This is a genomic window from [Collinsella] massiliensis (genome assembly GCF_002161605.1).
Lineage (GTDB): Bacteria > Actinomycetota > Coriobacteriia > Coriobacteriales > Coriobacteriaceae > Enorma.
Genome location: NZ_NFIE01000016.1, coordinates 38,966 through 62,352 on the forward strand (window position 1 = coordinate 38,966; position 23,387 = coordinate 62,352).

General features: G+C 66.6%; 22 protein-coding genes and 1 riboswitch. Of the genes, 7 read left to right on the forward strand and 15 right to left on the reverse strand.

Features of this window, described 5'->3' with window-relative positions:
* Window positions 1-158 precede the first annotated feature (158 nt).
* A complete protein-coding gene (locus tag B5G02_RS07410; RefSeq protein WP_162609759.1) occupies window positions 159-2,048 on the forward strand; it encodes a BglG family transcription antiterminator in 1,890 nt (629 codons plus the stop codon).
* A 302-nt stretch (window positions 2,049-2,350) separates the two neighbouring features.
* Here B5G02_RS07410 and B5G02_RS07415 read toward each other — a convergent pair whose 3' ends face one another.
* Together B5G02_RS07415 and B5G02_RS07420 are read right to left on the reverse strand one after the other, a co-directional pair.
* A complete protein-coding gene (locus tag B5G02_RS07415) occupies window positions 2,351-3,106 on the reverse strand; it encodes a ZIP family metal transporter (protein WP_297035994.1) in 756 nt (251 codons plus the stop codon).
* A gap of 199 nt (window positions 3,107-3,305) precedes the next feature.
* Window positions 3,306-4,166, reverse strand: coding sequence for an HAD-IIB family hydrolase (locus tag B5G02_RS07420; RefSeq protein ID WP_094335774.1), 861 nt, complete (start codon window positions 4,164-4,166; stop codon window positions 3,306-3,308).
* Between the two features lie 264 nt (window positions 4,167-4,430).
* On the opposite strand from B5G02_RS07420, the gene B5G02_RS07425 reads away from it, so the two are divergent.
* Complete coding sequence (locus tag B5G02_RS07425; RefSeq protein WP_094335775.1) at window positions 4,431-5,306, forward strand: LysR family transcriptional regulator; 876 nt, start codon at window positions 4,431-4,433, stop codon at window positions 5,304-5,306.
* A gap of 91 nt (window positions 5,307-5,397) precedes the next feature.
* Here B5G02_RS07425 and B5G02_RS07430 read toward each other — a convergent pair whose 3' ends face one another.
* The 5 genes from B5G02_RS07430 to B5G02_RS07450 all read right to left on the reverse strand — a co-directional run bounded on the left by B5G02_RS07430 (window position 5,398) and on the right by B5G02_RS07450 (window position 9,364).
* Window positions 5,398-6,387 (reverse strand): alpha/beta hydrolase, encoded by a 990-nt coding sequence (locus B5G02_RS07430; protein WP_094335776.1) that lies wholly within the window; start codon window positions 6,385-6,387, stop codon window positions 5,398-5,400.
* Between the two features lie 213 nt (window positions 6,388-6,600).
* Window positions 6,601-7,446 (reverse strand): transporter substrate-binding domain-containing protein, encoded by an 846-nt coding sequence (locus B5G02_RS07435; protein WP_094335787.1) that lies wholly within the window; start codon window positions 7,444-7,446, stop codon window positions 6,601-6,603.
* Between the two features lie 135 nt (window positions 7,447-7,581).
* Complete coding sequence (locus B5G02_RS07440) at window positions 7,582-8,409, reverse strand: amino acid ABC transporter ATP-binding protein (RefSeq protein ID WP_019239848.1); 828 nt, start codon at window positions 8,407-8,409, stop codon at window positions 7,582-7,584.
* Window positions 8,410-8,412: 3 nt separating this feature from the next.
* Complete coding sequence (locus B5G02_RS07445; protein WP_019239849.1) at window positions 8,413-9,087, reverse strand: amino acid ABC transporter permease; 675 nt, start codon at window positions 9,085-9,087, stop codon at window positions 8,413-8,415.
* Window positions 9,080-9,364, reverse strand: a complete 285-nt coding sequence (locus B5G02_RS07450) for a hypothetical protein (protein WP_019239850.1) — start codon at window positions 9,362-9,364, stop codon at window positions 9,080-9,082. Before B5G02_RS07450 ends, B5G02_RS07445 begins: the two co-directional genes overlap by 8 nt.
* Before the next feature lie 250 nt (window positions 9,365-9,614).
* On the opposite strand from B5G02_RS07450, the gene B5G02_RS07455 reads away from it, so the two are divergent.
* Window positions 9,615-10,799, forward strand: coding sequence for a hypothetical protein (locus B5G02_RS07455; protein WP_241146195.1), 1,185 nt, complete (start codon window positions 9,615-9,617; stop codon window positions 10,797-10,799).
* 66 nt (window positions 10,800-10,865) lie between these two features.
* Here B5G02_RS07455 and glyA read toward each other — a convergent pair whose 3' ends face one another.
* Both glyA and murB read right to left on the reverse strand, forming a co-directional pair.
* Window positions 10,866-12,116, reverse strand: coding sequence for a serine hydroxymethyltransferase (glyA, locus tag B5G02_RS07460; RefSeq protein ID WP_019239852.1), 1,251 nt, complete (start codon window positions 12,114-12,116; stop codon window positions 10,866-10,868).
* A gap of 334 nt (window positions 12,117-12,450) precedes the next feature.
* Complete coding sequence (gene murB, locus B5G02_RS07465; RefSeq protein WP_094335778.1) at window positions 12,451-13,410, reverse strand: UDP-N-acetylmuramate dehydrogenase; 960 nt, start codon at window positions 13,408-13,410, stop codon at window positions 12,451-12,453.
* A 265-nt stretch (window positions 13,411-13,675) separates the two neighbouring features.
* A riboswitch (FMN riboswitch) is annotated at window positions 13,676-13,842 on the forward strand.
* A 7-nt stretch (window positions 13,843-13,849) separates the two neighbouring features.
* Here murB and B5G02_RS07470 point away from each other — a divergent pair.
* Genes B5G02_RS07470 through B5G02_RS07480 form a run of 3 tightly spaced genes read left to right on the forward strand, consistent with a single transcriptional unit; the run spans window position 13,850 to window position 17,103 of the window.
* Entirely contained in the window at window positions 13,850-14,419 is a 570-nt protein-coding gene (locus tag B5G02_RS07470; RefSeq protein WP_094335779.1) for an ECF transporter S component, read from the forward strand.
* Between the two features lies 1 nt (window position 14,420).
* Window positions 14,421-16,328: an ABC transporter ATP-binding protein gene (locus B5G02_RS07475; RefSeq protein ID WP_094335780.1), complete on the forward strand. Its 1,908-nt coding sequence runs from the start codon at window positions 14,421-14,423 to the stop codon at window positions 16,326-16,328.
* A complete protein-coding gene (locus B5G02_RS07480) occupies window positions 16,312-17,103 on the forward strand; it encodes an energy-coupling factor transporter transmembrane component T family protein (RefSeq protein ID WP_094335781.1) in 792 nt (263 codons plus the stop codon). Before B5G02_RS07475 ends, B5G02_RS07480 begins: the two co-directional genes overlap by 17 nt.
* Before the next feature lie 324 nt (window positions 17,104-17,427).
* Here B5G02_RS07480 and B5G02_RS07485 read toward each other — a convergent pair whose 3' ends face one another.
* From B5G02_RS07485 to dnaK, 4 genes are all read right to left on the reverse strand, one after another.
* Complete coding sequence (locus B5G02_RS07485) at window positions 17,428-17,838, reverse strand: heat shock protein transcriptional repressor HspR (RefSeq protein ID WP_019247004.1); 411 nt, start codon at window positions 17,836-17,838, stop codon at window positions 17,428-17,430.
* A gap of 97 nt (window positions 17,839-17,935) precedes the next feature.
* Window positions 17,936-18,892, reverse strand: coding sequence for a DnaJ C-terminal domain-containing protein (locus tag B5G02_RS07490; protein ID WP_094335782.1), 957 nt, complete (start codon window positions 18,890-18,892; stop codon window positions 17,936-17,938).
* Between the two features lie 91 nt (window positions 18,893-18,983).
* Window positions 18,984-19,763 carry a nucleotide exchange factor GrpE gene (locus B5G02_RS07495; protein ID WP_094335783.1) on the reverse strand — a complete coding sequence of 260 codons (780 nt, stop codon included), beginning with the start codon at window positions 19,761-19,763 and terminating at the stop codon, window positions 18,984-18,986.
* 95 nt (window positions 19,764-19,858) lie between these two features.
* Window positions 19,859-21,757, reverse strand: coding sequence for a molecular chaperone DnaK (gene dnaK, locus B5G02_RS07500; RefSeq protein ID WP_094335784.1), 1,899 nt, complete (start codon window positions 21,755-21,757; stop codon window positions 19,859-19,861).
* A gap of 508 nt (window positions 21,758-22,265) precedes the next feature.
* Between dnaK and B5G02_RS07505 the strand changes: the two genes are divergently transcribed.
* The gene (locus tag B5G02_RS07505) at window positions 22,266-22,451 is read left to right on the forward strand and encodes a DUF362 domain-containing protein (protein ID WP_019239861.1); all 186 of its coding nucleotides are present in this window, start codon (window positions 22,266-22,268) and stop codon (window positions 22,449-22,451) included.
* A gap of 125 nt (window positions 22,452-22,576) precedes the next feature.
* Here the strand turns inward: B5G02_RS07505 and B5G02_RS07510 are convergent, their stop codons facing one another.
* Window positions 22,577-23,164: a hypothetical protein gene (locus B5G02_RS07510; protein WP_094335785.1), complete on the reverse strand. Its 588-nt coding sequence runs from the start codon at window positions 23,162-23,164 to the stop codon at window positions 22,577-22,579.
* Between the two features lie 137 nt (window positions 23,165-23,301).
* Window positions 23,302-23,387: IS3 family transposase (locus tag B5G02_RS10330; protein WP_428843242.1), on the reverse strand; the 86-nt coding region annotated here is incomplete at its 5' end.

Sequence of the window (23,387 nt, forward strand, 5' to 3'; positions counted from 1 at the left end):
ACGACGCGTCTTGCGATCATCCTATTTCGAGCTAAGGAGGCGGGTAAAATCCCGTCTGGCGGGGATAGCCCGCCAGACGGGACTTCAGTTCAAAAACATATTGAAAGAGTATGGAGTGGAGTTGTATTTCGACCGCACTCTGCCGAAGGAGGGGTTCGATGTTCAGCGAACGCCAACAACGCATCCTTTCGTGCATCGCGTCCACCCGACAGCCTATAACCGGCCAAGAAGTCGCCGATCTACTCAATCTCTCCCTACGAACAGTTCAGCGCGATATTTCTCGAATCAACCGTTCTCAACAAATCGTACAAAGCTCATATGAGGGCTACAGCATCAATGCTGCGATGCTGACTGAAGTACTCAAACTGGATCATACGAAAAACGAAGGCTCGAACGCAGCTTCGACAGATCACGCTCTGCTGAAGATGCTCGCGCTTGCGTCACAACCAATTGATATCGACGATGCCGCTGAGCATCTCTTCGTCAGTACGCCGGTTCTAGAACGTAGTATCCGGATGATACGTGAGGGGCTTTCCCCGTATAAACTAGAACTCATCCGCCAGCGAAACAAGCTCTCTTTGAAGGGCGACGAATCAGGCAAGCGGGCACTCATGGGCGCGCTGCTAATTGATGAGGTTAGCGGACAATTCTCAAGTATCGACGGCGTGGCCCATTACTTCAAGGGCATGGATTTCGAGCGAGCCAAAGCTACTGTCCTTGAAGCTATCAACCGACACGGACAACGCATTAAACCGGGCTATGCACGGGGTCTTATAATTAATGTCGCAATTGCCCTCTACCGCATGCGCGCACACTCCTATATCCAAACCGGCAAACCCCGCAAGCAGCAAAATGATATTGAACATGAGATCGCCGCATCTATTTGCGCGGAATACGCCACTCATTGCCCCATCAACCCCGGTGCTGCAGAGATTGACTACCTTGCGTCATTGTTATCCGGGCAGATTGAACCCAACGACTCCATTGACGCCCCCAAAGCGACAGCAGATATCTCTGATCTTGAAAAAGCAGTCAAACGAGTTGTTGACAAAGCATTTGGATTTTTTCAGCTCAATGTTGAGTTTTCCCAGGCTATTCGAAATTTCTCTATGCATATAAAGGCGTTGATTGAACGTGTTGACGCCATACAAATCACCGACACCGAAATGCTTGAAAACGTAAAGAGAAATTGCCCGTTTGTATATGAGCTCTCCATCTTGATAGCGCAAGGCCTTTCCGAAGCGTTTCACATTCACATCGAAGATGGCGAGCTTGGCTTCATCAGCATTCATGTTGGGCTACTCATCGAAGATACACTCGCCGATGAAAAAGTCCATATCGTTCTTGCTTGTGACCAATATCAAAGTATCTCGAAGCGCATACGAAATGAAATTGAAAAAAGATTCGCTGGCGTTGCAGTTGTCACCGAACTAGATGAACTTGGGCGAGAGGATAGAGAAGTTCCACTCACCGATCTGATTGTGACAACCCGTGCTATGGAATGCACCATGCACAATGCTGTTTACGTATCTCCCTTCTTCACGCCATCAGATTATCTGAAAATTGAAAATGCTATAGGCCTATGTCTCCATGAGAAAAGGGCGGCACAGACGAAACGATTGCTCGAACCGTTCTTTGATGATCGACTCTTTTTGAAACGCAACGTGCAAAATGAACATGAAGCGATTTGCCTTCTCGGTCAAAAACTTTTCGACTGTGGAATTGTCGACGACGGATTTATTGAGTCTGTGCTCCAACGTGAGCAACTCTCTCCCACATCGTTTTTCAACCTGTTTGCCATACCGCATGCACTGGAAATGAACGCGAAACGCACGATGGCCGCCGTGCTCCTCAGTGAGCAAGGAGTATCTTGGGGTGCCGAGCGCGTGCATATCGTACTCATGATTGCCGTATGCGCCGACGATAGGCGCAGATTTATGGAAATCTACGACACTGTGGTCAACTCACTTTGCGAACGTCGCCGTGTTCGAAAGCTACTCTCTTCCAACACGCTCAGCGATTTCCTCGAAAAGCTAATTAACGGGTAGTCATTCGACAATACATCCCCGCCCAACCTATAGGCCAAACGAACCCAACTCGATGTCTCGACCCCAATGTCACGCCCGTCCATTCATCCGCCCTGTGCGGCGCGGCGTAACGCCCGTTTACGCTGTATGATGAGGCAACTTTTCGAACGGCTCCTCTACCTGCGATTTCTGTCGCTTCGCTCAACGGGTTCAACCTCATCCCTCTTGTATGGCGTTTCGTCGCCACGCAGAGCGGATGAGAGGCAGAGACGCCCCGCGGGAAGTCCCATGTAAAAAATGCCCCTGGGGTTATGTTACATGCGCTACCCCAGCGCCACGTCCAAGACCATCATGATCACGAACCCGGCGATGACACCGAGTGTGCCCACGTTGGAATGCTCACCCAAATGCGCCTCGGGAATGAGCTCCTCAACCACCACGTAAATCATCGCACCGGCAGCAAACGCGAGCATCCAGGGCATGTACGGCGAGATCCAGCCCGCCGCAAGCACCACCGCCACGCCGAAGATGGGCTCCACGATACCCGAGAGGCTTCCCACCACGAACGCCTTCCAGCGGCTGAACCCTTCGCGGCGAAGCGGCAACGACACCGCTGCGCCCTCGGGAAAGTTCTGCAAGCCGATACCGAGCGCCAGCGCAAACGCCATACCGAGATACGTATCGCCCGCCGCGCCCGACGCCTGTGACGCCATCGCGAACAACAGCCCCACGCTCATGCCTTCGGGGATGTTGTGGAGCGTCACAGCGGAAACCATCAACGTCGTGCGCTTCCATCCCGCACGCAAGCCCTCGGGCTCATCGCTTCCCACATGGAGATGCGGCAGCAGTGTATCGAGCGCGATGAGAAACGCCACACCCAGTAAAAACCCGCCTGCAGCAGGAATCCAACCGATCTGTCCGAGCTCCTCCGCCTGCTCGATCGCCGGATTAAGCAGCGACCACACACTCGCAGCGACCATGACGCCCGCTGCGAAGCCTAGGAATATATGGTGCGCGAGCTTACCGCGTTCGGGGTCTTTCCCGGTAAAGAGCACCACAGACGAACCCGCCGTCGTCATGAGCCACGTAAAGCCGCAGCCACATGCCGCCCATAGAAGAGCGCGCGCAATTGAAGGATCCATCGAAGAGCCTCCCCTTCAAAGAGCAGTCTATCTGCCTTACCGGTACCCTCGTTCGACGAACCTCATACGCCCAGATGCGCACGCACCACACCTCCGCGCACGCCTCGGCGCATGCTCGCCGACGCCGAACGCCGTGCTACTCGACCACGTACCGACCTTGCTGGGCGCGCACCGTACGCACCATGTGACGCGGCACCGCGTACGCCACGTTCGACCCGATGACCGTCCCCGCCGCGCGCTTCGCCGTATCGTTGGCGTTCGACGGCGCGTACGCATGGGCGAACCGGTCGAGCATCGCGATGTCGTTGCCACCGTCACCGTACACCGCAACCTCGTCCTCGGAGATACCCAAATAGGCCGCGAGCCACGCGAGCGCCGCGCCCTTGTTCACATCCGCGCGCGAGATCTCGAACATCACGGGTTTGAACGGCGCGTTCACGAGGGCGTCCGAACGCTCCGCCAGGTATGCCGAGAGCTCGCGGCCGAGCCCCTCGTCTGGCGTGCGCACGTTGAACTTGCAGATGTCACGTTCGAGCACCTGCGCCATCGTCTGATCGAATCGCATCCCCGTGCCGGCCTTGACGCGTTTGCGGTTGCGATGCTTCATGGCAAGCCGGTCGAGCGCGCTCTTTCCGGTGAACGACGCGAGCCATGCGTCCTCCGACCCCGTGATGTAGGCGCCGTCGGGCGCGATGCACTCGAAGATGAGCCCGGGGAATGCGCGCATCAGGTCCTCGGCGACCGCCTTGTCGATGGTGAACGCCTTGAGCAGCACGCCGTGAGAATCGCGGATGATGGCGCCGTTCGATCCCACCACCTCGAGGGGGATGTCACCGAAGCCCTGATCCGCGCCGGAACGCACCGGCCTGCCCGTCGCAAGCACCACGTGCGCCCCCGAGGCGACGACCTCGCGCACCGCCGCGCGCACCACGCAATCCGCCTGATGGAAGTAGTTGAGCAGCGTACCGTCCAGATCGCTCGCGAACATCTTGATCATGCGTCGAAACCCTCCGCGTTTCCTCGCCTCTCGCCCGCACCTCTCGCCCATACTCGTAAGCACCTTCCCATGATACGCAGGCGCGACGAATTTAGGCGCGACGAATTTGGAGTGCATGTAGGGCGAATTCAAGACGTTACCTTGTGCTTCATGTAGGGAAGGCTTCAAAACGCCGTCTGCTGTACGCCACTCGCGCTAGCGCGCTCACCAGGTACAATAAGTAGCAAACCACCTTCGAAACGCAACACGTACGGAAGAAGCGATATGGAAATTACTGCACTGCGGCGCTTCCTCATGATCGCCCGCGAGGGCACCATCTCCGGCGCCGCCGCGGCGCTGCACATCTCGCAGCCCTCGCTCTCGCGCCAGATGCAGGAGCTCGAGCGCGAGCTGGGCACCACGCTCTTCGCACGCGGCAAGCGGCGCATCGAGCTCACCGAGGCCGGCATGCGCCTGCGCACGCGCGCCGAGGAGATCGTCGACCTCGCCGACCGCACCGAGGCCGAGTTCCGCGTCACGGGCGACGCGCTGGCGGGCGAGGTGCGCATCGGCGGCGGCGAGACGCCCGCGATGTCGCTCGTGGCGAACGTGATCGCCGAGCTGCAGGAGACCTACCCGCTCATGCGCTTCAGCCTGCACAGCGGCAACGCCGAGGACATCTCCGACCGCCTCGACACGGGGCGCATCGACTTCGGCCTGTTCATCGGCCATACCGACCTCGACAAATACGAGGTCCTGCCCCTACCTGCGCGCGACACCTGGGGCGTGTTCATGCGCGCGGACGACCCGCTCACCGCGCGCGCCGCGATCCGCCCCGAGGACATCGAGGACCGCCCGCTCATCCTCTCGCAGCAGTCGAGTCGTCGCGAGATGCGCAGCTGGTTCCGGCGGGATTTCGAGGACCTGGACGTCGTCGCGACCTACAACCTGCTCTACAACGCCGCGCTGCTCGCCCGCCGCGGCATCGGCTACGTCGTGAGCCTCGAGGGCATCGTGGACACCTCGCCCGGGAGCGGCCTGGCGTTCCGCCCGCTCGAGCCGGCGCTCACCGCCGATGTGTTCATCGCCTGGAAGCGCTACCAGGTGTTCTCGCCCGCGGCCTCCGCGTTTCTGCAGCGTATCCGCGAGTTGTGGGGGTAATCGGGCGGGCGGCGCGCACCGGGGGCGGAACGCGCGGCGGGGGGAGCCGTTTCGCCGCCGCGGCGCGCCACGCGACCGCCCCGCCGAGCACCTACGCCAGGTACCGCTCGAAGAATGCCTGGATGGTATCCCAGGGGATGGCGCCCTTGCCGCCGCCGTCGTACAGGTCGGTGTGCACGGCGCCCGGCACGAGCACGAGCTCCTTGTTGTCGCCTCGGAGCAGCTTGAAGGCGTCCTTGCCCATGTAGCAGGAGTGCGCCGCGTCGCCGTGGAGCACCATGACGGCGTTCTCGATCTCGCCCGCATAGGCGAGGATGGGCTGGTTGAGGAAGCTCTGGGTGCCCGTCACGTTCCAGCCCTCGTTGGAGTTGAGCGAACGCGGGTGGTAGCCGCGCGGCGTCTTGTAGTAATCGTAGTAGTCGCGCACGAACCACGGCGCGTCCTCGGGCAGCGGGTCGACCACGCCGCCCGCGCGCTCGTACGTACCGGAGGCGTAGTCGCGCGTGCGCTGCTCGGCGAGCGCCCGACGCTGCTCCATGCGCGCCTCGGGGCTGTCGGCCTCGTCGAAGTAGCCCTTCGCGGCGATGCGCGCCATGTCGTACATGGTGCTCGCCACCGTGGCCTTGATGCGCGGGTCGAGCGCGGCGGCGTTGAGCGCCAGGCCACCCCATCCGCAGATGCCGATGATGCCGATGCGCGACGCGTCTACGTCCTCCCGGCAGCTGAGGTAGTCCACCGCCGCGAGGAAGTCCTCGGTGTTGATGTCCGGGCTCGCCATGTAGCGCGGCTCGCCGCCGGACTCGCCGGTGAACGACGGGTCGAAGGCGAGGGTGAGGAAGCCGCGCTCCGCCATGGTCTGGGCATAGAGGCCGCTCGCCTGCTCCTTCACGGCGCCGAAGGGGCCCGAAACGGCGATGGCGGCGAGCCTGGCACCCGGCTCGGCGCTGCGGGGCCGGTAGAGGTCCGCCGCCAGCGTGACGCCGTAGCGGTTATGGAAGGTCACCTTCTCGTGGTCCACCAGATCGGACTTCGGGAACGTCTTGTCCCATTCCCGCGTGAGGTTCAACTGCTCGTTTTCCATGGTGCAATCCTTTCTCATATGAATCCATATCGGTTGTGAGCCGGTCTGTTACGCGCGCTCCCAAGCCACCGAGACGGAGCCCGCGCCCACGGCCCGCGCCAGGCCGGAGGCATCGTCGAGCGTCGCCTGGAACGCCTCGCCCTGCACCGTGACCGTGATGCGCCGCATGGCAGCACCTCCTTCCTCCCCAGGCTCCTTGACAGAAGCTGCCCTTCAAGCCTCGCTCGAGATGTCGATGCCGAAGAACTCGTTCGAGAGCGCGGCGAGCGTGCCGTCCGCGCGCAGGGCGTCGATGGCCTCGTTCATGGCCGCGCGCAGGCTCGCCGTCTCCGCGCCCTTGCGCAGCGGGAAGGCGACGGGGGTCGCCTCGCTGTTCTCCGCCGCGATCTTGAGCGGCGCGTCCGGGTGCGCGTCCATGTAGTCGAAGAAGACCACCTCGTCGTTCAGGGTCGCATCGATGCGCCCCTGCTGCAGAAGCTCGATCGTCTGGTTGAAATCGTCCACGCCGGAGTTCGTCGCGCCGAAGCTCTCGGCGAGCGTCGCGTAGCTCGAGCCGAGCGTGTTGGCCGTGCGCTTGCCGTCGAGGTCCTCCATGCGCGCGATGTCGGAGTCCTCCGTGGTGATGACCACGATGCGGTTGTAAGCGTAGGGCTCGGTGAAGTCGTACTGCTCCTCGCGCTCCGGCGTGACGGACACGCCGTTGGCCATGGTGTCGAAGCGCTCGGCATCGAGGCCGGCGAGCAGGCTGTCCCAGCGGCCCTCGGCGAAAGTCGCCTCGACGCCGAGCTCGCCCGCGATGGCACGCGCCACCTCGATGTCGTAGCCGGTGAGCTCGTCCGCCTCGTTGTGGAAGGTCCACGGGCTCCAGGTGCCCTCGGTGGCGAAGACGAGCTCGCCGCAGTCGCGGACCTGGGTGAGGAGGTCGCCGCCCGATGTCGCCGCCGAGCCCGCGCTGCTGCCCGAGCCCGCCGACGCGCCCGTGCCGCCGCAGCCCGCGAGCCCGAGCGCCGCCGCACCGGCCGCTCCCGCCGTCGCGGCGAGGAAACCCCTACGTGTCATGTTGCCCATCATCGTGATTCCGCCTTTCTTACGCTGTTGTTCTCAAACGGTCGCGCGCCTCGCATGGGCGTAGCGCGCCGAGGGGTTGAAAGGAATGGGTTGAAAGGAACACGTCCCCAACCAACCCATAAGGGGTCAAAAGGAACACGTCCCCAAATGACCCATCGTGTGGTGCAGGAACGCGCGCACGCGGTCGTTCGCCGGCTGGTCGAAGAACGTCCGCGCCGACGCCTCGGCCACCACCGCGCCGTCCTCCATGAACACGACGCGGTCGGCGACGTTCCGCGCGAAGCCCATCTCGTGCGTGACCACGAGCATGGTCATGCCGTCCTCCGCGAGCTGCCGCATCACGCCGAGCACCTCGCCCGTGAGCTCCGGGTCGAGCGCCGAGGTGGGCTCGTCGAAGAAGATGATCTCGGGGTCGGTCGCCATGGCGCGGGCGATGGCGACGCGCTGCTGCTGCCCGCCGGAGAGCTCCTCCGGATAGGCATCGCAGCGGTCGTCCATCCCCACGCGCGCCAGGCACGCGCGGGCGCGCTCCTCCGCCTCCGCGCGCGGCACCTTGCGCGCCACGACGAGCCCCTCGGTCACGTTGCCGAGCACCGTGCGGTTGCGGAAGAGGTTGTAGCCCTGGAAGACGAACCCCGTGCGCCGGCGCACCCCGGCCGCCTGCCGCGGCGTGGCGGACGCGAGGTCGAGGCGCTCCCCCGCGAGCTCGAGCGTGCCCGCGTCCGCGCGCTCGAGGAGGTTCGCGCAGCGCAGGAGCGTCGTCTTGCCGGAGCCGGACGGCCCGAGCACCGCCACGACCTCGCCTTTGCGCACCGAGAGGTCGACCCCGTGCAGCACCTCGGTGCCGCCGAACGACTTCCGCACGCCCGTGAGCGCGAGCATGGGCGGCTGGGCCGGCGCGTCTCCGCGCCCGACCGCCCGCGATTCCGCGCCATGGTTCAGCATCTCCGCCATAGCTTACCCCCGCTCCATGCCATGCCGCGCGAGCGCCCGCTCGCCCATGCGCTGCAGCCAGGTGAGCACCGTCGAGAACAGCAGGTAGATCGCCGCGACCTCGAGGTAGATGGGCATGGTGACCCATTCGCGCGAGACGATCTCCTGCGCCGCGCGAAACATCTCCGCCACGAGGATGCTCGCCACGAGCGACGTGTCCTTCACGAGCGAGATGAGCTCGTTCGAAAGCGGCGGGAACGCCGTGCGGAACGCCTGCGGCAGCACGATGCGGCGGATGACCTGCAGATAGCTCATCCCCACGCAAAAGCCCGCCTCCAGCTGGCCCGCCGGCACGCTCTCGAGCGCCGCGCGCATCGTCTCGGCCGCGTACGCCCCCGTGTTGACGGAGAGCACGATGACGGCCGTCGGGAGCGAATCGAGCATGATGCCCAGGTCGGGCAGGCCGAAGTAGACGAGGTACAGCTGGACGAAGAGCGGCGTGCCGCGCACGATCCAAATGTAGAGGCGCGCGACGTGCTTGAGCACGGGCACGTTCGCGTACTGCACGAGCGCCGTCGCCACCGCGATGACGAGCGCGAAGGCGAACGAGACAAGCGCGAGCGGCAGCGTCACCATGAGGCCGGGGATGAGGATCTTGGGGAATGAATCGACGAGCAGCGTGACAAGGCCGCTATCCATGGGCGCTCACCTCGCCGTCGTGCCGGGGCGCGTCGGTGCCGCGCTGGCTGGCGGGCACGCACTCGCAGCTCACCCGATGCAGGATGTGATCGATCGCGTCGATGCCGCGCTGCGAGGCGTGCAGCTCATCGAGGAGGCGCTGGCGCTCGCCCAAAAGGACGCGCTTGGTCTCGCGCACGCGGCCCTCCGTGCACGAGGTCTTCGCGCGCGCCGCGGCCCGGACGTCACAGGCGCAGTCGCAGAGGCAGCGCTCGAGGTCTTCAGACAGGTCGCTCATACCATCAGCTCCTTTCGAAACCTATGGTATGGGTCGCCCCATATCATGTAAAAGACCTATATTGCATGCTTTACCATGCAGATAGGGCATGGTTTCTGCGCCTTCGCATGGGTTCGAACCCCCTCGCCACCCCGCACCGGTAAAGGCTTGGTAAGGGCTGCGCCCGCGCGGGTAGCGCGTACCCGGGGGCACGTAAACTGGAGACGGCGCGCGACGTGCGCGCCACCGCATCGCCCAAAGGAGGCGCACCGTGCTTCCAGCTACCCTTACCGACGTGCTCGCCGCCGTCCACCCGTTCATCACCGCTTGGGGAATCCCCATCGGCTACATCATCTGCTGCGGCATCGAGCGTCGGCTAAGCGCGCACGACGACATCCCCATTCCCCAGGACGAGACCCCGTCGCCCCGCGTGCCCGCCTTGCACCCGACGCTCCTCGCAGCGCTGCGCTGCCATAGCGAGTTCAAGACGCGCAGCGAGACCGACGCCGTGCAAGCCGCTCTCGCCCGCATCGTGCAGCTCATCGCCCGAGCGGACCTCTCGTTCATCGAGCTGAGCCCCGCGCAGGCGGAGCGACGCGAGCGGGCGGAAGACGAGGCCGACGAGCTGCAGGCCGGCCCCATCGTCTCCGAGCAGCGCACACGGCGAAAGGAGCGACGGCACGGGCGGCGCGCGACCTCGAGCCAGCCGCTGCGCGCATACGGCGGCAGGCTCGTGCTCAGCGTGCGGACGACGGCGCTCGACGACATCGATCGCGGGGCGGTCGGCCTCGTGATGCCGCCGGGCACCGTGAACGCGACCGTCGAGGAGCTCTGCACCTTCACCGATCGCGTGCGCGAGCGGTATACCCGGCTGGGCGGCTACCTCGGACGCTACACCGACGACCTCTGCCGCGCTGGGCTCGTCGAGCACCCGGGCCTGATTCCGCGGATCCTCTTCAGCATGCCGGTCATGATGCTCGTCACGGTCCTGGGCATCGCCCTGCCCGTGACCGCCGACATCGACGGCGCGCTCGCCTACGGAACGGTCACCCTCCTCATCGCCGCGTTCGTGGCGCGCGCCCTGCTCGTCGACATGGGCACCCGGCTCATGCCCGAGGGAGCGCGCATCCTGGGACGGGCGGCGGCCAACGTCCGGTGGGCGGAGATTGCCCTGAGGGGGTGCGAAGGGCGCATCGACAGCCTCTCGGACGACGAGGCGGTCGACCTGATGGCGGCGCTCATCGCCCTCGACCGGCGCGACCTCGCATCCGACCTCGCCGAGCAGCTCATCGCGGACGGCCGCACCAACCTCTCGGAAGCGACGCCCCTGGCTCAGGCGGTGAGCTTCTGCGCGCGGCGGCCGTACAGCGACGCCTCGTCGATGCGGACGTGCGCCTCGCCCATCGACCTCATCGTCGAGGCGGTCGAGAAGTTCGTCCATAGCATGCGCGACTAGGCGGTTCGGACGCTCCCGGGGCGCATCGAGGGCCGTCCCGAATGGGCCGGGCGCACCCCGGCGCGGCTACAGCTCCGGATAGAGCGGGTGCGCGGCGAGCAGCTCGGCGGTGCGGGCGCGGATCGCCGCGAGCTCCGCCTCATCATCCTTGCCGAACACGGCGCGCGCGATGAGCCAGCCGATCTCGCGGAACTCGTCGGCCGTGAAGCCGCGCGTCGTGCCTGCCGCGGAACCCACGCGGATGCCGCTCGTCACGAAGGGCGACCGTGGCTCGCCCGGGATGGCGTTCTTGTTCACGGTGAGCCCCACGCTGTCGAGCAGGCGCTCGGCGTCGCGGCCGGTCACGTCCGACGCCGTGAGGTCCACGAGGCAGAGGTGGTTGTCCGTGCCGCCGGACACGAGGCGCAGGCCGCCCGCGACGAGCCCCTCGCCCAACGCCGCGGCGTTCTCCACCACATGCGCGATGTAGGCTGCGAACTCCGGCTGCAGCGCCTCGCCGAACGCGACCGCCTTGCCCGCGATCACGTGCATGAGCGGGCCGCCCTGCGTACCGGGGAAGACCGCCTTGTCGATGGCCTTCGCGAGGGCGTCGTCGTTCGTGAGGATGAGCCCGCCGCGCGGCCCGCGCAGGGTCTTGTGCGTGGTCGAGGTCACCACGTCCGCATGCGGGAAGGGGCTCGGGTGCGCGCCCGTCGCCACGAGGCCGGCGATGTGCGCCATGTCGATCATGAGCTTCGCGCCCACGCCGTGCGCGATGGCGGCGAGGCGCTCGAAATCGATGACGCGCGGATACGCCGACGCGCCGCCCACGATGAGCTTCGGCCGCTCCTCCCGCGCCAGGCGCTCGAGGCCGTCGTAGTCGATGGTCTCGGTCTTGGGATCCAACCCGTAGGACAGGAAGCGGTACAGCCGTCCCGAGAAGTTCACCGGCGAGCCGTGCGTGAGGTGACCGCCCTGGTCGAGGCTCATGCCGATGACCGTGTCGCCGGGCTCAAGCAGCGCCATGTACGCGGCGAGGTTGGCGTTCGCGCCGGAATGCGGCTGCACGTTGGCGTGCGCGCAGCCGAAGAGCTCGCAGGCGCGGTCGCGCGCCAGGTCCTCGACGAGGTCGACCTTCTCGCAGCCGCCGTAATAGCGATGCCGCGGGTACCCCTCGGCATATTTGTTGGTGAGCACGCTGCCCACGGCTTCGAGCACGGCCGGCGAGACGATGTTCTCCGAGGCGATGAGCTCGATGGTGCGGCGCTGGCGGTCGAGCTCCTGCGCGAGCGCGGCGGCGACGGCCGGATCCGATTGGGCAACGTGGTCGTAGGTCATGGAACCTCCTTGTGCGACGGCGACGCGGCTCCACGATACGCCCCCCGCGGCCGTTTGGCGAGGGGGCTATCGCCGGACGGCGGGGCGTTTTCGACATCGAAGGCGCCTCATGTGGTGGCAGAATTCAGATATGCGCGATTCGATCGCCGCGCGGGGCGTCAAACGGGGCCGAAACGCCCCGAACGACCCTATCGGCGCAAGGCAATCCTGGGGTTTTCCTGCGCGGGCCGCGACGAGTTCGGCCGAACGGGCTCCGCAATCGTGCATATCTGAATTTGAGCACCACTTTGGGCGCTTGGCGCGTGAAAAACGCCGACGCGAGGCGCCGGATGGCCTAGAACTCACCGATGCGGTGCACCTCGGGCTCGAGCTCCACGCCGAACTGCTCGCGCACCTCGGCCTGCACGTGCTCGATGAGGGCGTTGACGTCGGCCGCCGTCGCGCCGCCCGTGTTCACCACGAACCCGCAGTGCTTCTCCGAGACCTGCGCCCCGCCTACGCGGTACCCGCGCAGCCCGGCGTCCATGATGAGCTTCCCGGCGAAATAGCCCGCCGGCCGCTTGAAGGTGGAACCGGCGGAGGGCAGCTCGAGCGGCTGCTTCTCCTCGCGACGGCGTTGGTAGTCGTCCATGCGGGCGCAGATGGACGCCTCCATGTCCGGCACGAGGGCGAACACGGCATCGAGCACCACGAGCCCGTCCGTCGCCACGCGGCTCTCGCGGTATCCGAACGCGAGCTCATCGCGGCCGAACGTGCGCACCGAGCCCTTACCGCGCGAACCATCCGGCAGGACGGCGCCCGGCACATAGGCCGTGAGCGTCTCGAGCACATCCGCGATGCAGGCATCGTAGGCGCCGGCGTTCTGATGGCAAGCGCCGCCCACCGCAGCGGGGATGCCCCAGAGCGGCTCCATGCCGGACAGGCCCGCATCCGCCGCCGCGAGCGCGACGTCGCGCAGGAGCGCCCCCGCTTGGGCGTGCACCCGCGTGCCCTCGATGCGCACGTCCGAGAGGTTCTCGCGCAGCAGCACCACGACGCCGCGGATGCCGCGGTCGCCCACGAGCAGGTCGGAGCCGTTGCCAACCACCGTCGCCGGCACATCGGCGATCGCGCACACGTCGAGCGCCCGCGCCGCCGCCTCAGGCGTGCGCGGCAGGACGACCGCGTCCGCCGACCCGCCGATCTTGAACGTGGTGTGCGCGCTCATGGGCTCGGCGAGGAGCACGTTGTCCTCGCCCACCGCCGCGCCGAGCGCGCAGATGACCTCGTCGCTCATCGTGCTGTATTCGTGCATGGGGACCGCCCTCTCACGGCGCGAGCCGCACTATCTCGTGGTTCCTTCGCACCCACTATACCCTGACTGGCCGACCCGCCCCGCCTTCCCGCCGTCCCCGCGCGCTCGAACCACATAAAACGCGACTGTCTGCGCACGGGGACGCTGCCGCTGCAGCCTCCGGCCGCCGCACCAGCCACCGCTCCCGCGACCCGGATGTGTCGTGGTTCTGCAGGGATTTGTTACGTTCCGGCGTCAAGCGACATCGAACGGGTATAGTGGTCTCGCATAGTTTCAGGGTTGGGTGAGATTCCCTACCGGCGGTAACTGGCCAACATCCCGCGTGCGGTGAAAGGAAGCCGCGCGGCGCGCCAGGAGCCCGCGAGCCGCACATGCGGCCGATCCGGTGAGATTCCGGAGCCGACGGTACAGTCCGGATGGAAGAAACGGAGGCGCTGCCATGAGCAGTCCCACGCGCGCTACCGAGCGCACCTCGCACGTCAACACCGGGAAGATCGCGCTCACCGCGCTCTTCACCGCCGCGTCGCTCATCCTGAGCTTCATCCAGATCCCCATCTTCCCCGCGGCCCCATGGCTCATGTACGACCCGTCGGGCATCGTCTGCCTCATCGCCGCGTTGGCCTTCGGCCCCAAGCTGGGCGCCGCGGTCGCCATCATCTCGTGGCTGCCGCGCGTGTTCCTCGACCCCTTCGGCGCGCCCATGGGCATGGTCTCGACCTGCGCGCTCATCATCCCCGCCACGCTCATCTACGCGCGCCGTCGCACGCGTGCGGGCTCGATCGCGGGTATGGTCGTGGGCGCCGTGCTCTCGGTGATCGTGTCGTGCGCGCTCAACCTCGTGGTGACGCCGCTCTACACCGCGGTCACCGTGGCCGATGTGGCCGCGATGATCCTGCCCATCCTCCTGCCGTTCAACGCGCTCAAGATGGTCATCAACGTGGTGGCGGGGCAGGCGCTGCTCGCGCCCTGCATGGCCGTGCTCGCGCCCGAGGGCTTGGGGTCGCGGTAGCATGGCGCGCACCTCTGACGGCATGACCGCCGGCGCCGCCCCCGCTTCAGCCGCCGGCGCCGCCCCCGCGGGCGCAGCCACCCCCGCCGCCACTCACAGCGCGGAAGCCACGGCCGGCGCCACGGCAGCCGCAGCCGCCGAGCCCGTCATCGACTTCGCCGACGTCCACCTCACCTACCCCGACGGCACCGAGGCCCTGCGCGGCGTGACGCTCTCCATCGCGCGCGGCGAGCACGTGTGCATCCTCGGCGGCAACGGGTCGGGGAAGTCGACGCTCGCACGCCTGATGAACGCCCTGCTCGTCCCTACGGAGGGGCGGGCGCGCGTGGTGGGCCGCGACGTCGACGGCAGCCCGGAGCGGGCGCTCGACATCCGCCGGCGCGTGGCGATGGTCTTTCAATACCCGGATGACCAGATGGTGACGAGCATCGTGGCCGACGACGTCGCCTTCGGCCCCGAGAACCTCGGCGTGCCGACGGCCGAGATCGCCCGCCGCGTCGATGCGGCACTCGAAGCCGTGGACATGACGGCGTTCGCGCAGGCAAACCTCGCCGACCTCTCGGGCGGGCAGCGCCAGCGCGTGGCCATCGCGGGCGCGCTCGCCATGGAGCCCGAGGTGCTCGTGCTCGACGAGCCCGCCGCGATGCTCGACGCCCGCGGTCGCCATGCCATCCAGCGCGTGCTCCGCGACCTCGCCGCGCGCGGCATCACCATCGTCCACATCACGCACTTCATGGACAACGCCCTCGACGCAGACCGCGTCATCGTGCTCGACCGGGGCACGGTCGCCCTCGACGGCACGCCCGCCGAGGTGTTCGCCCAGCGCGACGCCATCGAGCGACTCGGGCTCGAGCTGCCGTTCGAGCTGCGCCTTGAGGACGCGCTCGCGACATGCGATGCAACCGAAGCGGCGCACGAGCCCGGCGTAGAGCCCGCGGCAGCAACACCGCGCACGCCCGCGCCCGCCAACTCCCCCGCACCCGGCCCCGCGTCCGGCAGCTCCCCCGCCCTCGCCATCGCGCTTGAGCACGTCTCGTTCTCCTATGCGGACGAGCACCACCCGCATAGGCGCACCGGCCTGCTCGCGCGCCTGGGCATCCGCCTGCGCCGCCGCATGCCGCGCGCGGCGGACACCCTGCGCGACCTCACCGCATCCGTCCCGGCGGGCTCGCTCACCGCGCTCATCGGACGAACCGGGTCGGGCAAGTCCACCACCGCCGAGCTCGCATGCGCGCTCAAACTGCCCAATACCGGGCGAGTGCTCGTAGCGGGCATCGACAGTGCTGACGCCTCCCGCCGCGACGAGCTCCGCGCCCGCGTGGGCTTCGTGGCACAGCTGCCCGAGCGCCAGCTCTTCGCCGAAACCGTCTTCGACGACGTCGCGTTCGGCCCCCGAAACCTCGGACTCGACGAGGAGGAGGTGGCGCGGCGCATCGCGGAGGCGCTCGACGCGGTCGGCCTGCCCGCGGAACCGGGTCTCCTCGACCGCTCGCCGTTCGCCCTCTCCGGAGGCCAGCGCCGCGCGGTCGCCATCGCCGGCGTGCTCGCCATGCGCCCGGGCATCCTCATCCTCGATGAGCCCATGGCCGGCCTCGACCCCCAGGCGCGCCGCCGCATGCGCGCCCTCATGCGCGACCTCAAGGCGCGGGGCACCACGCTCCTCACCATCACGCACGACATGGACGACGTCGCCGAGCTCGCCGACCATGTCATCGCCCTCGACCGGGGCGCGGTGGTGGCCGAGGGCAGCCCGCGCGAGGTCTTCTCCGTCGACGAGCAGCTGCTCCCCGGCGTGCCGAGCGCGCTTGCCGCGGCCCGCCGCCTGCGCGCGCAGGGCATGCCCATAGCAGGCGACCCGCTCACCCTCGATGAGCTCGTGAAGGAGGTGCGCCGTGTCCGCGCGCATTAGCATCGGCCGGTACTACTCGGCCGCGTCGCCCATCCATGCGCTCGACCCGCGCGTCAAGATCGCGGCGACCATCGGCTTCATGGTGAGCTGCCTCATCGTCACGAACGCCCTCGAGCTCGTACTCGCCGGCGCCTTCGTGCTCGCCGCGGTCGCCCTCGCCCGCGTGCCCGTGAGCCGCCTGCTTGCGCAGCTCAAGCCGGTCATGTTCTTCCTGGTGGTGACCTCGCTCTTCAACCTGCTCTTCGTGGGAACGGGAACCGAGCTCGTCGCCCTCGGCGTGCTCCGCATCACCACGGGCGGCGTGCAGGCGGCCGCCCTCTACACCCTGCGCTTCCTCTTCCTGCTGCTCATGGGGTCGCTGCTCATGCTCACCACCCAGCCGATGGCGCTCACCGACGCGGCGGAGCGGCTGCTCGCACCTCTCGCGCGCCTGGGCGTTCCCGTGAGCGAGGGCATGCTCGTGCTCTCCATCGCCCTGCGCTTCGTGCCCATCTTGGGCGAGGACGCGCGCGCCATCGCCAATGCCCAGATCGCGCGCGGTGCGAAGCTCGAGGGTGCGCGGTTCCGCGATCGCATCCACGCGTTCATCCCACTCGCGGTGCCCCTCTTCTCCGCCGCGGTGCGCCACGCCGACCGCCTCGCTTGCGCCATGGAGGCGCGCTGCTACACCGGCGGCGCGGGGCGCACGCACTACCACGAGCTGCGGCTCGCCCCGCGCGACGCCGTGGCGATCGCGGTATTCGCGCTCTACCTCGTCGTTCTCATCGCACTGTAGCCGCATGCGCCGCAGCGGTGCGGTGGCTTCAGGCCGCCGAGGACGCAGCCGATTCCCAAATTGAGCGAAACGAGCGTTTTATAGAGGGATGCCCGAGTAGCCGAAAAAGCGGCAACCTCGCTACCTGCGGTTCCGTTGCCGCGCACCCCCGTGCTACTCCAGGGGGTGCTCATAAACCGCTCGTTTCGCGTGCTTTGGGTTTCAACGCCGAAGCCAACCCAAGAAAAAACGGCGACATGGCATACAACATGCCATATCGCCGTTCCAACAACGTTCCGCCTACCGCGAACGCGTCCCACGCGCGCCTCGGCGCCCTCGCGCAGCCTAGATGCCGCCACCCAGCAGCCCGCGAAGCACCTGCTCGGGGTCGGCCGAACCGCCGCGCGGCACGAGCGCGGTGATCTTCTTCTGCACCTTGTACTCCGCCACCTCGTCCTCGAGCTCGCGGACACGGGTACGCAGCCGCTCGTTCTCGCGCTCGCGCTCCTCGGCGCGCTCCTTCATGTCCAGGATGCGCACCACACCGGCAAGGTTGATGCCCTCGTCGGTGAGCTGGTTGATGAGCTCGAGCCGCTCGATGTCGGCGCGCGAGTACAGGCGCGTGTTGCCGCCCGAGCGCTTGGGGTTCACCAGGCCCTTCGACTCGTAGACGCGCAGGGTCTGCGGGTGCATGCCCGTCAGCTCCGCCGCCACGGAAATCATGTACAACGGCTTGTTACGCTCGTCCTCTGCCATATCGAACCCCAAATCTCGTCCTCTTCGCGCGCCGCTCCGTGCGCGCACCGCGCATCACGGGAGCGGCTCATGTGGCCGCGCCCGCAGCGCAGCCCCCCTATGCGCTCGCCTTCGACGACGAACGGTATTGATTGATCGTCGCGCGGTAGTCGCGCGTGTCGGCTTCCATGAGCTTCTCGAGCGATGTGCGCTCGGTGTCGCTCAGCCGCTCCGGCGTGCGGACCTCGACGGTCACGATCAGCGCGCCCGTGCGCCCGCGATGCTTCAGATCCGGCGCGCCCATCTCGTTGAACCGGAACTTCTTGCCCGTCTGCGTCCCCGCAGGGATGCGCAGGCGCACCGTCTTGCCGCCCGGCGTGGGCACGTCCACGCGGGCTCCCAGCGCGGCCTCGTACATCGAGATAGGCAGCGTGAGCAGCACGTCCGCGCCCTTGCGCTTGAAGATGGGGTGCTCGAGCACGTGCGTGCGCACGATCAGGTTGCCGCGGCTGCCGCCGTTCACGCCGAAGTCGCCGCGCTCCTTGAAGTTCATCTTGCCGCCGTCCACGGCGCCTGCCGGGATCTTGACGACCACGCTCTCGCGCGTGCCCGTCGACGGCACGGTGTAGCTCACCTTCTTCGTGACCCCGTGGAACGCGTCCTCGGCGCTCACGTCGATGGTCAGCGAGATGTCGTCGCCTTTGCGCGGGCGGTTCGCGGCGCGGCCGCCCATGCCGCCGAACCCCTGGGCGAAGCCACCGAACCCGCCGCCATCGGAACCGCCAAAGATGGAGCTGAAGAGGTCGTTCAGGTCGACGTTCGCCCCACCGCCGCTATATGTATACGAGCCGCCACCGCCCGGCATGCCGCCGAACATGAGCAGCTGGTCGTATTCTTTGCGCTTCTTCGCATCGGAGAGCGTCTCGTACGCTTCGCTGATCTCCTTGAACTTCTGTTCATCGCCGCCCGCGTCGGGATGGTACTTCTGCGCGAGCTTGCGAAATGCGGTCTTGATTTCCTTGTCGGAGGCGTCGCGCGAAACGCCCAGGACATCGTAGAAATTCTTCTGCGGCATGACGCCTGCCTCCTTCCCTGAGCCGGGGGCTCAGCGCCCCGTCTCATCAAAAGGGCTTCGGAACCTGTGTCCCGAAGCCCTTACCGGTCGTTTACTCGGACGCGCTCTCGGCATCCGCCTCGGGCGCACCCGATTCGGCTTCGGTGGCCGGGGCGGGCTCGTCCGCGGCCTCCGCTTCGGGTGCCGGGCGCTTCTCGCCGCCGTAGGTCACCGTGACCATCGCCGAGCGCAGCACGCGGTCGGCCATGCGGTACCCCTTCTGGTACACGTCGTTCACCGTCTCGTCGTACTGCGACGGATCCTCGACGCGACCCACCGCCTGCTGTTCAAGCGGGTTGAAGGGCTCGCCCTTCGGGTCGATGGCCTCGACGCCCTCGTGCGCGAACACATCGAGCATCTTGGTACGCACCGCGTCCACACCGTCCACGAACTGCGCGAACGCATCGTCGAGCTGCTGCTGGCGCGCATGGGCGATGGCGCGCTCCATGTCGTCGAGCACGGGCAGCAGCGCGGTCACGAGCTTCTCGGTGGCGCGGGTCTGCTCGGCCAGGCGCTCGGCGGCGGTGCGGCGGCGGTAGTTCTCCCAGTCCGCCTGGAGCCGCTGGGCGCGCTCGTTCGCCTCGGCCACCTTGGCCGCGGCGCCGTCGCTCGCCTCCTTGGCCTCCGCGAGCTCGCGGCGCACGTCGGCCAGCTCGGCCTGGGCCTGCTCATACTTGAGCTTGAAGTCGTTCTCGGCTGCCTCCTCGCCTGCGCGGATGGCCGCCTCGATCATCTCCTCCTCGCTCATGGCCTGCTCGGCCTGCGCCTGCTCGGGGGTGTCGTCGTGCGTGGCCTCCACGCCCGCGCCCTCGGCCTGCTCGGTATCGTCCACTGCTTCTACCGGAATCTTCACGTCCCTCTCCTTGGAGTCATCGGGGGCGGCGGCAGCTTCCGCCGCCCCGGTGCGAGCTTCGCGAGCGGGCATGGTTACTTATCCTGATCGTCGTCGACGACCTCGTACTCGGCGTCGACCACGTCGTCATCGGCCGCAGGCGACGCGCCGTCGGTAGCCTGCTGCGCGTCGGCGTACACCATCTGCGCGAGCTTGTAGGCGACCTCCTGCAGCTTGTCGCCGGCGCTCTTGATGGCGTCGACGTCCGAGCCCTCGAGCGCCTTCTTGGCGTCGGCGATCGCGGCGTCGGCCTCGGCCTTCACGTCGGCGGGCACCTTGTCGCCCAGCTCGGAGAGGGTCTGCTCGGTGGAGTAGCACAGGCTGTCGGTCTGGTTGCGAACCTCGACCTCCTCCTTCTGGCGCTTGTCCTCCTCGGCGTGCGCCTCGGCGTCCTTCACCATGCGGTCGACTTCCTCATCGGACAGCGCGGTGGAACCGGAGATGGTGATCTCCTGGCTCTTGCCGGTGGCCTTATCCTTCGCGGAGACCTTCACGATGCCGTTCGCGTCGATGTCGAAGGTGACCTCGATCTGCGGCACGCCGCGACGGGCAGCCGGGATGCCGGTGAGCTGGAACTTTCCGAGGCTCTTGTTGTCGCGCGCGAGCTCGCGCTCGCCCTGAAGGACGTTGATCTCGACGCTCGTCTGGTTGTCGGCGGCCGTGGAGTAGATCTCGGTCTTGGACGTCGGGATGGTGGTGTTGCGGTCGATCATCTTGGTCATGATGCCGCCCATGGTCTCGACGCCGAGGCTCAGCGGGGTCACGTCGAGCAGCAGGATGTCGCTGCCCACCGTGGAGTCGCCGCCCAGGATGGCGCCCTGGATGGACGCGCCGCAGGCCACGACCTCGTCCGGGTTCACGGACATGTTCGGCTGCTTGCCGGTCATGTTCTTCACGAGCTCCTGGACGGCGGGCATACGGGTCGAGCCGCCCACGAGGATGACCTCGGTGAGGTCGGAGAGCTTGAGGTTGGCGTCGCGCAGGGCGTTGGTCACCGGCTGCTTGCAGCGCTCGAGCAGGTCATGCGTGATGCGCTCGAACTCGGCACGGCTGAGCGTGTAGTCGAGGTGCTTCGGGCCGGTGGCGTCGGCGGTGATGAACGGCAGGTTGATGGTGGCCTGCTGCGCGGAGGAGAGCTCCTTCTTGGCGTTCTCGGCCGCCTCCTTCAGGCGCTGGAGCGCCATCGGGTCCTTGCGCAGGTCGATGCCGTTATCGGCCTGGAACTTGTCGGCGAGCCAGTCGATGACGCGCTGGTCCCAGTCGTCGCCGCCCAAGTGGTTGTCGCCCGCGGTGGAGAGCACCTCGAACACGCCGTCGGCGAGATCGAGGACGGAGACGTCGAACGTGCCGCCGCCCAGGTCGAAGACGAGAATGCGCTGGTCCTTGCCGCCCTTGTCGAAGCCGTAGGCGAGCGCGGCCGCGGTCGGCTCGTTCACGATGCGCTTGACGTTCAGGCCGGCGATCTTACCGGCGTCCTTCGTGGCCTGGCGCTGGGCGTCGTTGAAGTACGCGGGGACGGTGATGACGGCGTCCGTGATCGTCTCGCCGAGGTACTTCTCGGCGTCGGTCTTCATCTTCTGCAGAATCATGGCGCTGATCTGCTCGGGCGTGTAGTCCTTGCCCTCGATCTCCACCACGGCGCGGCCGCCCTGGCCCTCCTTGACCGTGTACGGGACGGTCTTGATCTCCGAGGCGACCTCGGAGTACTTGCGGCCCATGAAACGCTTGATGGAGAACACGGTGTTCTTGGGGTTCGTCACGGCCTGGTTCTTAGCGGCCTTGCCCACGACGCGGTCGCCGTCGGCGCGGAAGCCCACGACGGACGGGGTGGTGCGGTCGCCCTCGGCATTCACGATGATGGTGGGGTTGCCACCCTCGAACACAGCCATCGCCGAGTTGGTCGTGCCCAGGTCGATTCCGAGAATCTTGCTCATGGTATATCCCTTCCTTTGAGCCGGGCGAGCTGTGGCAGGTCGCCACGGCTCTTTGAATCGCGACGGGTGCCGCGACCCTTTTTTCGTTCGGTCTTATAATATCCCGTTTTCAATCGACCTATACCATGTGATTCAGAAAATCTAAGTCAACATATATAAGATTTTCTAGTGCGCGCGCCCGCAGGGAATGGGTTGGTTGGGGACGTGTTCCGTTCAACCCCTTTCCATTCAACCCCTTTTGCTGTTTTGTGAGTACGATCGGCGGGCATGGCGGAATCGTCCGCAAACAAGTACACGCACCTGGAACGAGTTGCCTTAAGCGCTGCACGAGCGCTCGCACGTCCTCTCTTCCGCGCACCCAGCGTGATTGTTTACCCTTCCTAACTCGGCGAACGGTCGAAAAAGGCTTCATACGAGACTTGAAAATGACGACGAGCGGGGTATATTGAAGCCACGCAATCCGTACCGGACGCCGAATCGGTTCCGGGCTATCAAGAGGAGGATTACTATGGCTCATCCTGTTATTGAAGCCGACGAGTGCATCGCTTGCGGCGTCTGCGTCGACGACTGCCCCCAGGGCGTCCTGGAGCTCCAGGACGTCGCCACCGTGGTGGACGAGGATTCCTGCATCGGCTGCGGCGTGTGCCTCGACGGCTGCCCGTCCGGCGCGATCACCGAGATCGCCGAGGACTAAGTCCTCACATACCACCTCTCGGGTATCGAAAGGGGCTCCTGCGGGAGCCCCTTTTGCGTTGCGGGACAGGCCGGTTCGCCGAGCGGCGCGGGCGGAAACCTCGCGAAAACCCGCAGCCCGCCGCGCTAGAGCGGCGAGCCGATCGGCGGTAGCTGCTTGAGGTACGCCCACATGCGCTGCTTCGCGCGGGCATCGCCGAGCGCGGCCTCGAAGCCCCCGAGCGCGAGCACGCGGCGGCCGAGCACCCGCGCGACGAGCCCCGGCTCGAGCATCGCGACGTCGAACTGCTCCACCTGCGCGAGCTCCTCGGCATACGCCTCGCGCATCACGGCCGCGGCATCGTCGTCCACGAGCACGACCGCCTCGGGGTCGAGTGCCTCGAGCGCCCAGCGGCACAGCTCGGGGTCGAGCGGCTCGCCCGCGGCGCGCGTGGGGACGACTCCCTCCTCGACCGTGCCCATGCGCGCGGAGAGCACGCAGAAATCCTCCGGCGCGTACCCCAGGCGCTCGAGCGCTGCATGAAGCGCCGTGCCGTCGGCGCCGGAGAGCACGTCGGCGCCCGCCCGCTCCGCTTCGTTGAGCGCGCCCTTCACGAGGACGATCTGCGAAAACGCGTTCCCGAAGATGCGCGCGCCCCGACGCGTCAGCCCCTCGAGCTCCAGGCGCTTCGCACCCAGCAGGGCCTCGCGCTTCTCCGCGCTCGTCGCCGCCATGCGCCCTCCTCTCCTCAGGCAGAACCCATCCCCGCCATTGTACGCCGCGAGTCATTGAGTCATTGGGGACGGGTTCAAATGACTCAGTGAGTCAAATGAACTGCACCCCAAAACTTGGACGCGTTAAATCATAACCGCTAAGCGGCCTCGCGGAGGGCCAGCTCCCGGAACTCCGCCGGGGTCAGGCCCTTCAGCTTGACCTGCCGCCTCACGTGGTTCCAGT

What these genes read in the sequence shown, in the direction of transcription:
- B5G02_RS07425 (WP_094335775.1), top strand. Translation starts at nt 4,431, where the DNA reads ATGGAAATTACTGCACTGCGGCGCTTCCTCATGATCGCCCGCGAGGGC.
- B5G02_RS07440 (WP_019239848.1), bottom strand. Translation starts at nt 8,409, where the DNA reads ATGGCGGAGATGCTGAACCATGGCGCGGAATCGCGGGCGGTCGGGCGC.
- dnaK (WP_094335784.1), bottom strand. Translation starts at nt 21,757, where the DNA reads ATGAGCAAGATTCTCGGAATCGACCTGGGCACGACCAACTCGGCGATG.
- B5G02_RS07510 (WP_094335785.1), bottom strand. Translation starts at nt 23,164, where the DNA reads ATGGCGGCGACGAGCGCGGAGAAGCGCGAGGCCCTGCTGGGTGCGAAG.
- B5G02_RS07475 (WP_094335780.1), top strand. Translation starts at nt 14,421, where the DNA reads ATGGCGCGCACCTCTGACGGCATGACCGCCGGCGCCGCCCCCGCTTCA.
- B5G02_RS07485 (WP_019247004.1), bottom strand. Translation starts at nt 17,838, where the DNA reads ATGGCAGAGGACGAGCGTAACAAGCCGTTGTACATGATTTCCGTGGCG.
- B5G02_RS07430 (WP_094335776.1), bottom strand. Translation starts at nt 6,387, where the DNA reads ATGGAAAACGAGCAGTTGAACCTCACGCGGGAATGGGACAAGACGTTC.
- glyA (WP_019239852.1), bottom strand. Translation starts at nt 12,116, where the DNA reads ATGACCTACGACCACGTTGCCCAATCGGATCCGGCCGTCGCCGCCGCG.
- B5G02_RS07505 (WP_019239861.1), top strand. Translation starts at nt 22,266, where the DNA reads ATGGCTCATCCTGTTATTGAAGCCGACGAGTGCATCGCTTGCGGCGTC.
- B5G02_RS07450 (WP_019239850.1), bottom strand. Translation starts at nt 9,364, where the DNA reads ATGAGCGACCTGTCTGAAGACCTCGAGCGCTGCCTCTGCGACTGCGCC.
- B5G02_RS07410 (WP_162609759.1), top strand. Translation starts at nt 159, where the DNA reads ATGTTCAGCGAACGCCAACAACGCATCCTTTCGTGCATCGCGTCCACC.
- B5G02_RS07490 (WP_094335782.1), bottom strand. Translation starts at nt 18,892, where the DNA reads ATGCCGCAGAAGAATTTCTACGATGTCCTGGGCGTTTCGCGCGACGCC.
- B5G02_RS07470 (WP_094335779.1), top strand. Translation starts at nt 13,850, where the DNA reads ATGAGCAGTCCCACGCGCGCTACCGAGCGCACCTCGCACGTCAACACC.
- B5G02_RS07415 (WP_297035994.1), bottom strand. Translation starts at nt 3,106, where the DNA reads ATGACGACGGCGGGTTCGTCTGTGGTGCTCTTTACCGGGAAAGACCCC.
- B5G02_RS07435 (WP_094335787.1), bottom strand. Translation starts at nt 7,446, where the DNA reads ATGACACGTAGGGGTTTCCTCGCCGCGACGGCGGGAGCGGCCGGTGCG.
- B5G02_RS07420 (WP_094335774.1), bottom strand. Translation starts at nt 4,166, where the DNA reads ATGATCAAGATGTTCGCGAGCGATCTGGACGGTACGCTGCTCAACTAC.
- B5G02_RS07445 (WP_019239849.1), bottom strand. Translation starts at nt 9,087, where the DNA reads ATGGATAGCGGCCTTGTCACGCTGCTCGTCGATTCATTCCCCAAGATC.
- murB (WP_094335778.1), bottom strand. Translation starts at nt 13,410, where the DNA reads ATGCACGAATACAGCACGATGAGCGACGAGGTCATCTGCGCGCTCGGC.